Annotated in this window: 10 protein-coding genes; 8 read left to right on the top strand and 2 right to left on the bottom strand. The window is 40.9% G+C overall.

The genetic code is table 11. The features are described from left to right. Positions 1-114: 114 nt before the first annotated feature. The 8 genes from V7K85_RS08690 to V7K85_RS08725 all read left to right on the top strand — a co-directional run bounded on the left by V7K85_RS08690 (position 115) and on the right by V7K85_RS08725 (position 8,703). The gene (locus V7K85_RS08690) at positions 115-1,071 is read left to right on the top strand and encodes a diiron oxygenase (protein WP_334812746.1); all 957 of its coding nucleotides are present in this window, start codon (positions 115-117) and stop codon (positions 1,069-1,071) included. A gap of 504 nt (positions 1,072-1,575) precedes the next feature. Further along, positions 1,576-2,304, top strand: coding sequence for a glutamine amidotransferase (locus V7K85_RS08695; RefSeq protein WP_334812748.1), 729 nt, complete (start codon positions 1,576-1,578; stop codon positions 2,302-2,304). A gap of 168 nt (positions 2,305-2,472) precedes the next feature. Further along, the gene (locus V7K85_RS08700; protein ID WP_334812750.1) at positions 2,473-2,877 is read left to right on the top strand and encodes a globin family protein; all 405 of its coding nucleotides are present in this window, start codon (positions 2,473-2,475) and stop codon (positions 2,875-2,877) included. 121 nt (positions 2,878-2,998) lie between these two features. After that, positions 2,999-3,229 (top strand): hypothetical protein, encoded by a 231-nt coding sequence (locus V7K85_RS08705; protein ID WP_334812752.1) that lies wholly within the window; start codon positions 2,999-3,001, stop codon positions 3,227-3,229. Positions 3,230-3,330: 101 nt separating this feature from the next. Beyond that, complete coding sequence (locus V7K85_RS08710) at positions 3,331-3,948, top strand: hypothetical protein (RefSeq protein ID WP_334812754.1); 618 nt, start codon at positions 3,331-3,333, stop codon at positions 3,946-3,948. Positions 3,949-4,619: 671 nt separating this feature from the next. Beyond that, the gene (locus tag V7K85_RS08715) at positions 4,620-6,263 is read left to right on the top strand and encodes a galactose oxidase-like domain-containing protein (protein WP_334812756.1); all 1,644 of its coding nucleotides are present in this window, start codon (positions 4,620-4,622) and stop codon (positions 6,261-6,263) included. A gap of 101 nt (positions 6,264-6,364) precedes the next feature. Next, positions 6,365-7,435 (top strand): hypothetical protein, encoded by a 1,071-nt coding sequence (locus V7K85_RS08720; RefSeq protein WP_334812758.1) that lies wholly within the window; start codon positions 6,365-6,367, stop codon positions 7,433-7,435. A 422-nt stretch (positions 7,436-7,857) separates the two neighbouring features. Continuing rightward, a complete protein-coding gene (locus tag V7K85_RS08725; protein WP_334812760.1) occupies positions 7,858-8,703 on the top strand; it encodes a DUF928 domain-containing protein in 846 nt (281 codons plus the stop codon). A 36-nt stretch (positions 8,704-8,739) separates the two neighbouring features. On the opposite strand, the gene V7K85_RS08730 is transcribed toward V7K85_RS08725, so the two are convergent. Beyond that, positions 8,740-11,364 carry a CHAT domain-containing protein gene (locus V7K85_RS08730; RefSeq protein ID WP_334812762.1) on the bottom strand — a complete coding sequence of 875 codons (2,625 nt, stop codon included), beginning with the start codon at positions 11,362-11,364 and terminating at the stop codon, positions 8,740-8,742. A gap of 161 nt (positions 11,365-11,525) precedes the next feature. Further along, a complete protein-coding gene (locus V7K85_RS08735; RefSeq protein WP_334812764.1) occupies positions 11,526-14,897 on the bottom strand; it encodes a two-partner secretion domain-containing protein in 3,372 nt (1,123 codons plus the stop codon). Positions 14,898-15,753 lie beyond the last annotated feature (856 nt).

Below are 15,753 nucleotides of genomic sequence, written 5' to 3' on the forward strand. Positions count from 1 at the left end.
ATTGCTACCAGAATCTCTTAATCAAAGAGTACCCTTAGGTGTACCTCGGAGATAACCGGAATTTTATCGCTGGTCTTGTAGAACTATTTAACACCTTACCCAGGTAACAGAACCATGCTTACAGCAACTAAAAATTTTGGCATTTCAGAAGCAGTTAATAAAGCCTATCGTAGCCCATTCAAGCGTTGGGACGAAGTAAGTTGGATTCGGAGCAAACCTGTGCGACAGGATTCAATTTCTGGGCTACCATTCTCTCCAGAATTAGTCCCACTCGCCTCGCATCAGGCAATTGCGATAGATTCTAACCGTTGGATGACTGTGCTTGCTTATCGGCTACTGGCGCATCTACAATTCACCACTCTGTTGGAGCTGAATCATGTCAATCCGGTATGCAGTACATTAGCCCAAGGAAGGGCACCTATTTCTTTGACTACTGAACAGAAGAACGATGCCTTACGCATTTATTGTGATGAGGGTGGTCATGCACTTTTTGTTGAAATGTTGTCAATGAAGGTAGAAGAAACTTTCAGTCTTGACCATTCTGTAATTGGACGACCACAATTTGAACGTACTTTGGATAGGCTGATTTCTGAACATCAAAGTCGCATATCACCCAACCTGATTAAGCTCTTTTTTGTGACTATTTCCGAAACCTTAGTAACAAAAGTTCTCAACGATGTCCCTTCCGATCCCCGTGTAGCATCAGTTGTGCGTGATGTTATTGGCGATCATGCTGCGGATGAAGCTTTCCATAGCGTTTATTTTCGCCACTTGTTCCCTATACTGTGGCATCATCTTTCACCCTATGAACAAGAAGAAATGGGTCAATTGCTGCCACAATTAGTTTGGGCATTTTTGGGCCCAGATCGTCAGTACGAGTACAACATTCTTAGACATTTAGGATTCAAGAGAGAAGAAGCAGACGGAATTCTAGAGGAAGTTTACGTATCGAAACAAGTAGCAGCAGGGGTCAAACAAGCAGCCAAACCTACATTGAGAATGTTTGATGCCTGTGGTGTATTTTCGATGTTTTCTATCCAGCAAGCTTTTGCCGATTACGAGTTATTGTAGTCTTATATGGCAATCCTAAATGAGTTGTAAGAAAATTCACCCCCCCCCCGGCTAACGCCGTCCCCCCGATGCCTTGGGGCACTACAGGGGGATTGCAATAATTTCAAATTCTCACGAGTGATTTAGGACTGCTATATATGGGAATCAAACTTGAGCTTTGCTAAGTATACTAAGAGGATGTTTTAAAAGTCTAATAAGGTATAAACTCATGATTACGAGTGGAACGTAGTTGATGTAAAATCTAGGGTTTCAGCCACAAAATCAGATACTTATCGAGCAAGATGTACTCGCGTTCACTACGCTTTGTTGCTTACCCTATATTTTGCTATACTACGACACCAAAAGAGCCTTTTAAAACAACCTTTGATAATCAAAGCATTATCTAGTAGGCTTTTAGTCAGCTTGACTTTTTTTTCCAAACTCAAATGGGATTCCTATAGCAGTCTTAAATGATTCGTGAAATCTTCTCTTTCTTTTTTGAGTTTATTTATTAAGGTGATCAACATGAAAAATGCCATAGTGATTAGGCACTTAGCGTTTGAAGATCTCGGAAGTTTGGCTAACGTTCTCAAGCAACAAGACTATAAAGTCACCTATGTAGAAGCAGGACTTGATAATCTGGCTGATATTGATCCTCTGACTCCGGATTTGCTCGTCATTCTTGGGGGTCCTATCGGCGCTTACGATGAGCAGGATTATCCCTTTATAGTTGATGAGATGCGTTTATTGGAACGTCGTCTGGCATCCGATTTACCTACATTAGGAATATGTTTGGGTGCTCAACTTATAGCACGTACTCTTGGAGCCAAGGTGTACCCTGGGAAAGAAAAAGAGATTGGCTGGTCACCTTTAGAACTGAGTAAGGCTGGTATGGATTCCGCCCTAGCTTACTTGGCGGTAGAGCATACATCTGTATTGCACTGGCATGGGGATACCTTTGATTTACCTATGAACTCTACTTTACTTGCCTCTAGTGCCAAGTACCAAAACCAGGCATTTTCCTGGGGTAAATCTGGTCTAGCATTACAGTTCCATCTGGAGGTAACTGCTCCTGGTCTAGAGCGTTGGTTTATTGGACATGCTTGCGAGATCGCTCTGACTCCTGGTGTTAACGTCGCTAAATTACGCCAGGATACAGCTGATTATGCTGCCACCTTAGAGGTTCAAGCCACCAAGTTTTGGCGAGCCTGGTTGGCATCAGTTGTTGCTCCTGAAGCAATACTTGTCGGTTAAGAGGGAAAGGAGAAAGAAAAAACCTTTAACCAAAACCAAATTCCGATTTAAAAATGCTTTACCCCGAGCAGTATTGGCTTTTTAAGGCAATAATTTGGTTTCTCGAACGTCTTGCTTAACCAGAATCCAGAACATTGAATTAATTCCATTAGAACAATAAAAAAAATAATGAATATCGAAGTTTTGGAACGCAGTTTTGCGTGTATCAAACCTCATAGCACAGAGTTTGTAGCTAGTTTTTACAGTAATCTATTTACTGATTACCCCCAAGTTAAACCCTTGTTTGCCAACAGTAATATGACTGAGCAGCGAAAGCATTTGATGAATGCTTTAGTACTGTTAATTGATAATCTACATAAACCGGATGTGTTAACGGACACACTTAAGAACTTGGGAGCAAAGCATGTGAAATATGGGACTGTTCAAGAACATTACCCGATGGTAGGTACATCGCTATTGAAAACATTTAAATCTTACTTAGGGACGGACTGGACATTAGAGGTAGAACAGTCTTGGACAGATGCTTATGAAGCCATCTCCAGCATCATGCTAGAAGGGACAAAGGATATGTGACTAGTTTTAGATTTTTTCAAGTCAAAATTGGCGATCGCGTCACTATCGAGGATGAAGACCGACTTTCTTTCATCCCTGATTCCTACTTTCATAGGAGGTACTAACAATAGATACATACATATTGGTAGATTGTGATTTTCACGATGAGTTAGAAGCACTAGCAACCTTGCGCCAGCAGTGCAGGATCGTGTATCGGAATGCGGTAGATGAGGTGGTAGAGGTACAAGAGCGAATTGTAGATGTTTACGCTGCAAATAAAGCTGATTTTCTCAGGTTGAAGGATGGAACTGAAATCCGGTTAGATCGAATTGTATCGGTCAACGGTAAACCGATTGCTTACTGCTCAAATTAAAAAAAAGAAGCGATCGCTCTTGACAGGTTACATCAATGTAAAGGAATCAATTGGACTCAATTCCTCAGAGAAGTCCATTAAACCCATAAAGGACTAAGAAAATGACAAAAATAGAGCTTTGTATTGAACGCCTATTGCAGGGAACCTTTGAACTGAAAGCGTTGAACCTGTTGTTTGTATTTCAGGTGAACTGCCCCGGTTGTTTTATCTATGGTTTCCCCCTAGTCAATCAGCTGTATTGGCGGTATCGGGATAGTGGACTCAATGTTTTGGGACTGGCAACAGCATTCGAGGATTTTGATTACAACACCGCAGAAAATACTCAATTGTTATTGACAGAAAAGAAAACAGTAGGAGCTACACGAAAGGCTTTAGGAGAGAACTATTCGCAGTCAATCGACTTTCCTATTGCTGTGGATTGCCTGATCACAGCCGCAAAATTGGAATCACCAGAAAACATGAAGTTTTTATGCGAGGCGATCGTGGGTTTTGATAACCTTAAGAGAACACAGCAAGAGCATCTTTGCCAGAACATAAAAGCCTGCTTGCAGAGAACACACCAAGCATCGGCAACATTTTCTCTGAATCAACTTCCAGGAACTCCTACATTTCTTTTGGTTGATCAAAACTTGCAATTACTCGAAGGATGGTTCGGACATACTAATGAAGCAACAGTGATTGATTTACTAGAGCGATATACAGGAGCTTTAACTGCCTGAATTGGGGACTGGGGATTGGGGACTTTTAAGATTTGAATGGGGATTAAGAACCTAACCAAATATTGAAAGAATTTGTTCTCCAATCCTGAAGCGCCCAGGATTCCCCAACTTCGGAAGTTGGAGAATCCTGAGCGCCACCCGTTGAATGGATTACACCCTGAGCCGAAATCCGTGTGGGTCAAGAATTAGCCGACAATATTTGATTTTGAACTCCTTAATTATTGACAGAATTGTGGACTCTGGCAATAGTTTTAAAAATGGCAAACCCTAACTTAAAGTAAATTTATCCTTAAGGATTTTTACACGATTTGGCATAGTATAAGTAATTAGAAATAGTTGGATAACATAAATTGATTCTCATTATCTGGAGATTAATAAAATTTTTAAAATCTTTAGATAATGAAAAAGATTTATGTAGTTTCTTATGGGCTTTTTTTTAATAAATAAATTTTTTCAAATTAGCCTATTTGTATTAAGATAAATTGGTGTACTGTTTGATTACATAAGGTAATTAAAATCAGAAATAAATAATTGTTCTACCGTTATGCCTTTTATGCGTTATTGAAGATATCAATGACTAATAGCAACCTGATGAATAAGGATTTATTTTTGACGATTTACCTTCAGCTTTCTAGAAAGTTTAGTACTACTCTTACTGAGGAGATAAAAATATGAAGCGCATGTCAGCAATGCAGCGGAAAGAGTTTAGTGAGAATTTAAACTCAAAAATAGCTCAAGTAGTTCGAGAAAAATCCCCTACATTCATCAATCAGTCTAGTAGTAAAAATGGTTGGCAAAAACCGTTTTCCTCTCCATTAGTAACTGTTCATGCTGCTCTTTTGCGAACTGGCAAGGTTCTTTTTATCGCTGGTTCAGCTACTGACCTAAGAGTTTTCGAGCAAACCTGTCCTAATCCTAATATTACTTCTATCAATAGCTGCCCAGCAGATCCCAATGACACTACTATTTGTCCTCCGTGGGGATTAACTGACTCTTGTACAGTCTGGGACCCAAATCAAGGTACTTTTTACCGTCCGGCTGTACCGCTTGATAACACAGGGAAACCAATTGACATTTTTTGCGTTGGTCATTCCTTTCTACCCGATGGTAGGTTATTAGCTGGTGGTGGAACTTCAGGATATGCTCCAGACCGTGGTACAACATCCACTCTTGTTTTCGATCCGATTGACCAAAAATGGATTAAAGTAGCATCAATGAACAGTGGTCGTTGGTATCCTACTTTCGTCACACTGGGTAGCGGCAGAGTCTTCAATATGACTGGTATAAACAACCAGGGTAACGATGTCGATTTCAACCCAGAAATCTTTTCTAAATTAGGCTGGACTTCTTTTTCTAAAGCAACAAGCAAGTTTCCAACATATGCACAGTTATTTCTCCTGAGCAATGGTAAGATATTTTATTCAGGTGGTGCGTTTAATGAAAACGATGTGATCACGCCTCGTATATTAACCTTACCCAAAGATTTCTCCAAACCAATCCAAGAGGTAGAGGTGCCTGGGTTGTTTGAAAATCCAAACAACCTTAATCCTGAAAATCCTAAAGATCAACGCAATCATGCTACTAGTGTATTGCTACCACCTGCCCAAGACCAGAAGGTGATGATTATTGGTGGTGGCTCAAAGCATACTGTCAATGGTAAGACGACTGAAACAGTATATATTGTGGATTTCAAAGAACCATCACCAACTTATCGGCAAGCGCCATCCTTAAGTCGCCCCCGGATGCACGTCAATGCAGTGATATTGCCAGATCGTACAGTGTTTGTTTGTAATGGTAGTGTAATAGGTGAAAATACAAAGCTAGCCTTACTGCCAAGCGAGATATATAATCCCGCTACAAATACTTGGACAGTTGTAGAAGCGCAAGGAGTTCCTCATGTCTATCATTCAATAGGATTACTCCTGCCAGATGGAAGCGTAGTTACAGGCGGGGGAACTCCTACGGGTGCTTGTAATGAATTACGTATGCAAATTTATAAACCATCGTATATGTCGCAGCCACGACCGATAATCCAAAGTATTCCCAAAAAAATTGGTTATGGTGCAAAATTTACAGTCCAGACTCCTCAAGCACAAAATATTAAATGGGTCAACTTGATTAGACCAAGCGCAACTACTCATAGTTGCGATACTGAACAACGGTTAGTAGATGTGCGAATCAACTCGAAAAATATATCCTCCCTTGATGTCAAGGTGACGAGCAATCGCAATCTAGCGCCACCTGGATGGTACATGCTCTTTATTACTGACACAAATAACATTCCATCAGTGGCAAGTTGGATTCAATTAACTTAGTACTAATTTGAAACATCAATCGCTCTGCGGGACTACACTGCATCAACTGCATTGAACCTGTCTTCTGAATTAGAAAACCTAAAAATTTTCGGGGTAAAAATATGGCTGTGAAATTAACACGTCGGCAGTTTAATCGGTTAATAATCGCCACCACTACTATCGGTGGAGTGGGAGTTTACCTAAGCAGTGTATCTGCACAAACGGTAAAAGAGAGCCTGGTTATCGTTGGTGTGGAGCATGGTGATATTGTCAAGAATTCTCAAGCAAGGATCGTTTATAACATAGATGCTACCTTACCATCTGTCGAATTCCCTAACATAGAATATGTAGGTGATATTGTCACAGAAGATTACACTGGAATTATAGAGGACTACACCAAGCTACCACCTAGTAATACTCCAGCTAGCTCCATTCAAGCAATTGTTTTACAATTCTTAAATTTAGAAACTAGAAAAATTACTCGTCGGATTGTGAATCAACCAATCCTCTCTCCTGGTGAGCGATTAACTGGTTTAACTTACTTAGCTGATGGTACTCTCTTAGTAGCTATTACCCCTGATAGTGCTAGCGCGAATGGAGCTGAACCAACTCGTTTCCTAATTCTAAATAAGTCTTCCCAAACTATATCCGTTTCCGGGCTAAAAATTGATCAAGCACTTGATAGTTTGCTGTTGCTAAAGAGTGGTTCACTTATTGGTCTAGTTACGAAAAAAGACGGTACGGGACCCGCTGAAATAGTAGATGTTAACCCCACCACTGGCAAAGTTAGCTTCACTAATCGGATTAGTTTTCCCGCAGATAAGAGGTTCAGCTGTTTGGCTGAGGCTCCAGATGAGACAATTTATACAAGCGTGTTCAGAGCAAATGCTACTGCAGAACTGTATAAACTGGACTTGGCACAAAATAGAGTTGCTCTTGTAGCAGAATTGACTTACCAAGATTACGATGGTGTGCATTCTTGGTATCATGGTATTCAAAGCCTAATATTCACTCCAGCAGGTCAACTTGTGGCATTAGCTAATCTTGAATATCGATTACCTAATTCCATTTATACTATACAATTGGACACTGGATCCGTGACTAAGGTAGGATTCATGATAAAGGAAACAGACTTGGAAGCTTCCAGAGCAACACTTTTAACAACTCCATCTACTAAATGGGGAATCAGTTAGGGGAGAAAATTCAATTCTGTCAAAAAGTTACGGAATTGACGCTCTGCGCTCTAAACGGATTGAGCTGATATCCGCCTGATTTAATGCCACTTCGCTGGAAACGCCTACTCTGTTTACCTTTGATTCCTAGTACATTATTAACCCATAGATAGGTACTAATTAGCTTTCCAGTACCTATTTAGGGTCTTCCAAAAAATAAAATATCCCCTTATAAATAATAATAATCACTAGGATAGGGGAATCAAGGGCAGCCGTTAGCTGCCACTTTCTTCCCCCTTTTAATGATTATCATTATTTAAATGCCTAGAAATTAATCCTTTGGAAGTCCCTAAGACAAAGCTTGCTCTGTTTCATACTCGGACATTCAATGTTTATTAACGTTTGCACATAGCAACAAGCAAAAATCTTACCTTGTTAAGTCAATGAAATGGATCTTAACAACTGCTCTGATTTTGAGCAGCACTACCCAATATTCAGCACAAGCAACAGATCAAACTAAACAATCAGTCACTAATAAACAGCCTGCACAACCAGTTAAAACGCTTGCTTCACCTCAACAACCGACCTCTCGATTAGTTTTTACTTTACCAAAAACACCTGCTCGGTTAAGTCCTGTATCTGGGCGTAGAAGAGGAATGGGTAGTCGGGATAATTGCCCTGCGGTTTCAACGCCGCTCACTGCCTTAGTACCATTTAAAGAGGAACAAAAGGTTGCTGGACAGACAAACAAATCAATTATCGGGGTTGTAGAGGGACTAACCACTTCTGAACAGCCTACGTTTTGGTTTTACATGCCCTACACTAAGGATTTGTCTAACTCAAGCGCCGAATTTAGCTTACAGGATAGCGCAGAAAATGATGTTTATAGAAATGCGATCGCGCTACCTTCTAAGCCCAGTGTCATTGGTATTTCTCTCCCTAGTACTATTGCTTCATTAGAAGTAAATAAGACATATCGCTGGTATTTTAAAGTACATTGTAAACAAGATACACCAAGCATTCCTGTGTATGTAGAAGGGGGTATTAAAAGAATCAATTTAGATTCTCATGTTATGCAGCAATTGGAAGCAACAACTGACCCTCGACAGAAGATTATAATCTATGCCAAAGAAGGTATTTGGTTCGACGCTTTAAATATGCTGGCAAAAATACACATTTCTAATTCTAATAATGCATCTGTTCAACAAGATTGGCAAAGTTTATTGCAATCCATCAATTTGGATAATATTGCTACGGCTCCTCTAGAAAATTTACCAAACCGCCAATAAGTTAATATCCAGCAAAGTATCTATAAGCCTAAATTTCTACAACCAATTACCAACTAAGATGTAGGGTGCCCAGTACATCGGACGGTTGTATTCAGAAGTTTTGAGTAGTTTTAATTGAGCAAAACGTAAAGCTTCTGCCGTAGTTTTACCAGTGATTAACTGGCGGTAAAATTCATCAATAAACAAAGCTGTGGAGTTATCGCCAATTTCCCATAAGGAGGCTAAAGTACTCCGCGCACCAGCACGTAGGGCAACTCCTGCTAATCCCAATGCAGCTCGGTTATCTCCTGCTGCTGTTTCGCAAGCACTCAAAACAAGTAATTCAACTGGCTCTGTTCGTTTTTGCTCTCTACTTTTGAGCAAGCTATCTAATTCACTCACATTGATCCGTCCATCAGCTGCTAAAATAAAAGTGTCTTTTGCTTTAGAGCTAAACCGCCCGTGAGTTGCCAAATGAACAACTCTAAAAGCTTGAGCGTTGATGGTTTTTGCTAAAGTCGTACTGGTAAAATTTTCATCCAATAATGTAGTTGTCGATACGCCTGATTCCTGAATTAATTTCAGTTCAACCTTAACGTTGGGAAGCGGTGCAAACTTTTCATTTTTGGGTGGTTGCGATAGTCCTCCAAGCAGGGCATTTAATTTTTTATGTGCTAAAGGTTTAGGAGCAAATAGTTGCAGTCCGGGACTAACGGCTACAGAGTAGTTTTGGACTAAATATTCTTTGCCATCATATAATGCAGACATCGGGATATTTAGCAATAAACCGTCTGGGATAAAGACTAGAGTATTCACTTTACTATTTTTGAGGTCTGTTTCAACTGGTTTAATTAACCAGTTATAAAGCTGTTGAGAAACTGCTTGAAATTGCTGATGAGCATCGGGTTCGACTATCGTATTTCGTATTTTTGTAATAGCTTGCTCTACTTGCTGACGGTTGACTTTAGAAGTTTTATGCATCAACGCTTGCTTGGGAAGTTTGATAATAATTTCTAAATGGTTATCTAAGATAATCGGGTAGAAAATAGCAGTATTCAGGTTGTCGCGGTCTACTACTTTGTCTAATACCACAAATTGGTTACTCAAGCAAGCTTCTCGGAAAAAATTGTCGAGTTCTGCAACTTGCAAGGCTTCCATTCGCTGACGTGCTTTATCTAAATCAGGCTTTCCTTGTCCTTTCTCTTGTAAAAGCAACTCTACAGACTGCCGATAAAGCGGTTCTATGCGATCGCGAAAATTGAACTGCACGTCTCGATTAACCGCAACTAAATCGCTGCGAAGAGACTGAAGAGTTGTTACAGCAGCATCATAAGCAGATATGGCGGCTGGCATATTTCCCTGTGCTTTGAGCAAACGTCCTAACTGCCACTCAAGGCGATAAGCTATATCTGAGGCATCAATTTTTTCAGCCATAAATAAGGCTTGCTGCGTCAAATCCTGTGCTTGTTGCAATTGTTGGTTCTGCTCGTAAACTTCTCCCAAGCTTCCCAGTGCATAGGATTCGGCACGTTCATCGCCGATTATTTTGGCTTGCTGAACGCTAGTTGCCAGAATCTCTACTATGTCTTTTTTGTTACTAATTTTGGTCAAAGTCTGAGCAAAATTGATTCGTGCATAAATACCAGCTTGATTGGTAGGCAGATTCGGGAGTTGAGATTGGATTGTGGGTATTAATGACTTTGCTTCAGTGATGCGTTCGTTTTCGATCAGCAAACTCAGCTGATTAATCAGGGCTTGAACTTTAGCCAGAGGGTTTGGTGCAATTTTGGCAGCATTTTCATAATCAGCGATCGCATCTCTAATATTACTTAACGACCTAGCAGTATTACCGAGGCTAAATTCCGTCAAACTAATTTCTAGAGGCAGTTGCAGACGTTGAGCGATTTCTAAGCTTTGTTGTAAGTTTTTCTGGGATTCCTCAAGTTCGCCTAATTGTTGTAAGACATTACCAAGCGATCGCAAAGCTGTTATTTTTACAAGTGAGTCAGGTTGGGAAATTAATTGTTGGGATACTTCATTCAATATATCTAAACTACGGCGGTAAAAACCAGCAACTCGTAGGGCTTGTGCTTCGTTAATCCGGCTGCGCGTTACTCCAGCATTGTCACCTAATTTCTTCCAGATTTGCTCTGCTTGTTGTGATGTTTGAAAAGATGCATCAGTTTGTCCCTGTGCTAGTTGCAATTCGCCCTGAATATTTAGAGTTTGTGCAAGAATTTCTAACAATTCAGATTTTGGATTGTTGACATTTAATTTTTGATTTATCTCATCCCAGCCAAGTAAATTTAAGCTATTGTTAATAGTTGCATAAGCTTCTTTCCAGGAGCCGAGTTGCTGGTATACAAGAGAGAGGTTAGTCAGCGCTGCGGCTTGTGCGAGGTTATTGCTTTCTCGTTGATAGATACGGACAGCTTGTTGTAGAACATTTACTGCTTCAGTAAAGCGTCCAGTTTGATAAAGTGCTTCTCCTTGCTCAAGAAGTGACTGTGGTATTGTGGCTGGGGGTTTATTGGTTTGGATGTGAAACCCGTCTGGTGAATTTGTCTTTTGTTGTTTAGCAAATGTGCTAGGGATAATAGTCAGGAAAATAGCAAGGGTAAATAGGAATACGGGAGTTACCGCAAATCTAACTACTCGCTTTGGCAACTGAAGTTTTGCCATATTTCATCTCATGTCCGGTAAAATACCCATAATAAAAACTTTGGTTGGTAATCAGGACTTTAGTCCTGTCTACGAGACGCTACGCGAACAAAATCATGACTTCAGTCCTGACTTACGAACATTTTTTACTCAGGTTGATTAACCGGATATGATATCACACCTCACTGAGATACAGCACAGGAAGCAGGTGTTTGCCAAGGGCTGTGAGGGTTGAATTGAGGAACTTGTGCTACTAGTTTTATGTTTCCATTGCGATCAATTACCCAGCCAGAAGCTTCCACAATTGGAGTTGTAGCAGCAATGGGAGTAGTTGAAACTGCTGTTGGTTGTGGCACAGGCGTTGTGTTTGCCAAGTTTTCTGGTTTTGGTCTTAATCTCACCCACGCAGACACAGTACTTGAATCTTGTAATGGTTCAGTGGGACTCATGGGTAGTCCGCCGCGTCCTGTTACCACAAAAGTATTCTGGAATTGCCGAGTTCCAGGAGTGCAAGCATTAGAAATTTGCCTAGAAGCATCAACTAGATTAATTGGGAGTTCGACTAAGCCGCGAGTGGGGTCAATATCAGGTGTAGTGATTTGCACATTACCGCTCAACTCGCGAGTTGCTCCGCTAGCGGTGATGTCATTTGTGTTTGGGGAAGCTATATCCCGAAACTGAATGCCAAAGATACCTTTAGTATTAATTCTGACATTACCGCCACGAAAGTCATTAGAGTTGGCAGTGATATCGCTGTTTTCAAAGGCGGCAAGAATATTGGTCTTGATGTTAATATCGCCACCGATGACATTTTCTCCTTGAGCGTCAGTTGTGATATTGCTGCCACGACCTAGTAATAATAAGTCTTTCACTTGCAGAGTGATAGTTGCCTGTGGTTGATTGGGATCAGTGTTGATGCTGCGCGTGTCAGCGCTGAGAGTGCCATTGTCCAAACGGATAGAGCGAGCATTTACGAATAAGTTGCCTGCAATTCCAGTTCCAAGACTTTGCACAAATACTCCCGCTTCATCTGTAACCAACAACTGTTGAGTATTAATCTTCAAATCTCCCGCCGCCCCGGTTGAGTTTTGTCTAGTACTGGTAAACAGGCCACTGGGAAAACGTTCTGTAGAATCTTCGGCAGAATCTTCGGCAGAAGTACCAATCACTTGCACAGTATCAGCATTTACCGTCAAATTTCCCCCCTTGCCTGCACTTGATGTGCCAGTGCTTACTTGTGCCCCATCCCGTGCTGTTAAAATTTTAGTGCTAATCGTCAAATTTCCTGCATCCCCAGTTGAATCTGTATCACTATAGATAGCAGCACCAAAGCCATTCAATTGCACTGTATCAGCTTTAATACTCACATTTCCTCCCCTACCAGCACCTCTAGTACCAGCACCTAATGCACCCTTTTGAAGCAGCAATTTTTGGGTAGTAATTGTTATGTCTCCTCCATTACTTGGACTTTCTCTACCAGCTCTTGCACCAGCAAAGATTAATGCTCCATCTTGCACCAGCAACTCATTGGAGTTAATCGTTATGTTACCGCCATTTCCAGTTGCACCTATATCAGCATTCAGATCGGCATTATCAGCATTAGTAAACAAGCCACCGGGAGAACCATCAACAGCATTGCTACCAATAACTTCTACAGTGTCAGCATTTACCGTCAAATTCCCGCTTGAACCTGCACCGAACGTGCCAGTGCCAACTTGTGCGCCATCCCGTACTAGCAAAGTTTTCGTAGTAATTGTCAAATCTCCTGCATTTCCTGTTGTGCCTTGGTTCTGAGTAGTCAAAGTACTAGAAGAACCATCAACAGTATTGCTACCAATAACTTCCACAGTGTCAGCATTTACCTGCAAATTCCCGCTTGAACCTGCACCGAATGCGCCAGTGGCAACTTGTGCGCCATCCCGTACTAACAAGGTTTTCGTAGTAATTGTCAAATCTCCTGCATTCCCTGTTGCGCCTTGGTTATTTTGAGTAGTCAACTTACTGGAAGAACCATCAAAAGTATTGCTACCAATAACTTCCACAGTGTCAGCATTGACCTTCAAATTTCCGCCCTCACTTGCACCGAATGTGCCGGTACTAACTTGTGCCCCATCCTGTACTAGTAAGGTTTTAGTGTTAATCGTCAAATCTCCTACATTTCCTGTTGCGCCTTGAGTATTTTGTTGAGCAAACAAGCCGCTTGCACCAATGATTTTAATTGTGTCGGCATTTACAGTTAAAGAACCTCCCTTGCCTGCGCCAAATGTGTCAGTGCTAACCTGTGCCCCATCCCGAACCAGTAACGAACCAGCCTTAATCGTCAAGTTTCCCCCATTCCCTATTGCGTTTGCGTTTGTGCTAGCAAACAAGCCACTGACAAACTGACTATTAGCAGATGTACCAATTAGTTGCACAGTTTGTGCTGAAACATCCAAATTTCCACCGTTTCCGGCACCATATGTGTTAGCAACAACCTGTGCCCCATCCCTTACCAGCAATTCACGGGTATTAACAGTTAAATTTCCCCCATTGCCCACTGCTTGCGATCGCACGCTATTGAATACATTGCTTCCTTCTCCCACAACTTTTATTTCTCCTGTGGCATTGAGCGTAATATCTCCCGCAACAGAATTAACTGACCCCAAACCACTTCCTATTCCAGCACTCAGTACGCTTTTGCCCGAAACTTCTAAATTCCGGGCGTTAACTGCAATATTCCCACCACCACCAGCTTCTACATATACACGAGATTTATTAGTTAATAAAACATCCGCTCGCGCACTTTCAGCAGGAAAGCCTAAGCGAAAGTTGTTACCATCTATCTGAAGCGCTATAGTTCCCCTTGATGTCAATCCTCCCAACTCGACTCGACCACCATAAGCATTTAATTGACCACCATCCATGTTGACATTGCCGCCAATTAGCAGCAAACTCTGACCATCTGGAACTCGTAAACCAGATACTTTAAAACCCGCTGGATCTTTTCCTGCTGGCGCAGTTGAACTATTTTGAATCGGGGAAGCCGCAATTTGATTGAATAATAAGGCATTTGGATTTACTGTTAACAAGGGTGAAGGTGTTTCTAGATTCGAGGCACTGAAAAATCCCAAATTGCCAAACCCAATGGCATTGGCTGTTGTGGCCACAAAGGAACCGCCGATGTTCAAACTAGCATCTTTACCAAAAATAATCCCATTAGGATTAATCAGAAACAGATTGGCTGGGCCGTTAGATTTGATTAAACCATTAATCTCAGAGGTAGACTTACCTGTTACTCGTGTCAGGATGTTCTGAATATCCAATGCATTATTGAAAAAAGCAGTACTACCATTGGGAACAGAGAACTCAGAGAAGCTGTGGAACAGATTAGCACCTCTTGTGGTTCCACCCTGAATAATCCTGGTATTGCCCTCTAATTTCACATTGGAATTATTTGGCAGAGTGCCGTCTGGGATGATTTGGGCAACTGAGATATTTGCATATAAGGCGATCGCACTGACAATCGCAATTCCTAGACCTTGTAACCAGTCCAAACGCGCAGTTCTAAAAGACATTGCACTCTCCTATAGAAAAGGAAATTTAGCTTGTCAGCCTTAATCTTGAGTAGAAGTTAGAACTTATGCATTGACAAAATAGACAAAAAGTGAAGTAGAAAAAAGCAAAAAACAGGCGATGCCGTAGGCATTTATTTGTTCAAGTAGCTCGTGACTTTATGCTCGAACATCTAAAATAGAAGGTAAGCTCAAATACATATAGTCAGTTTCTTGTCAATGCATAAGTCCTGTAAGTTAGCCCTTTCAACGTGAACGCTTGTACTAGAAAATAAATGGCGTTTTAATCGAATTTTGGTATTCTGGCGAATGCGATCGCTTAATTTACAGCCCAAAAATTTAGAGTTTAATGCAGAATTTCTTTGTTTAATTCCAGGCGATGCCTGAAATGCCGTAAAAACTTTGATAGTACATATGCTCACCTTGAAAGGGCTGGTCCTGTAAGTGTCAGGACAATCAACTTATGCACAAGAGAGGATATTAGCAAATTGGCGTTACTGAATCAAGTGAATAAACCAGGGCAAACGCATCTAAAGTATAAGAATCCTTTAATAGCAAGGATTTGAACGTTTTATCATTGAGGCTATTTTTTCATCAATATCCTTATACAGCAAGGGTTTCACAAATTACGTGCGTTTCGTTTGCTCTGATGAATAAAATCATGTTACTGCTACCAATTAAGAATTAGTCAGGTTAGCAAAGCTAAAAATCTCTGATTTCCAACAGTGAATAAAATCATGTCACTGCTACCAATTAAGAATCAGTCAGGTTATCAAGCCAGCAGGGCGGCCGCATAATGTCAACAAAAAAGGTTTATTGTCAATAAGCTGAAAACAGTTGCATTTATAGATACTTCTTG

This window comes from Nostoc sp. (assembly GCF_036917615.1).
Taxonomy (GTDB): domain Bacteria; phylum Cyanobacteriota; class Cyanobacteriia; order Cyanobacteriales; family Nostocaceae; genus Nostoc.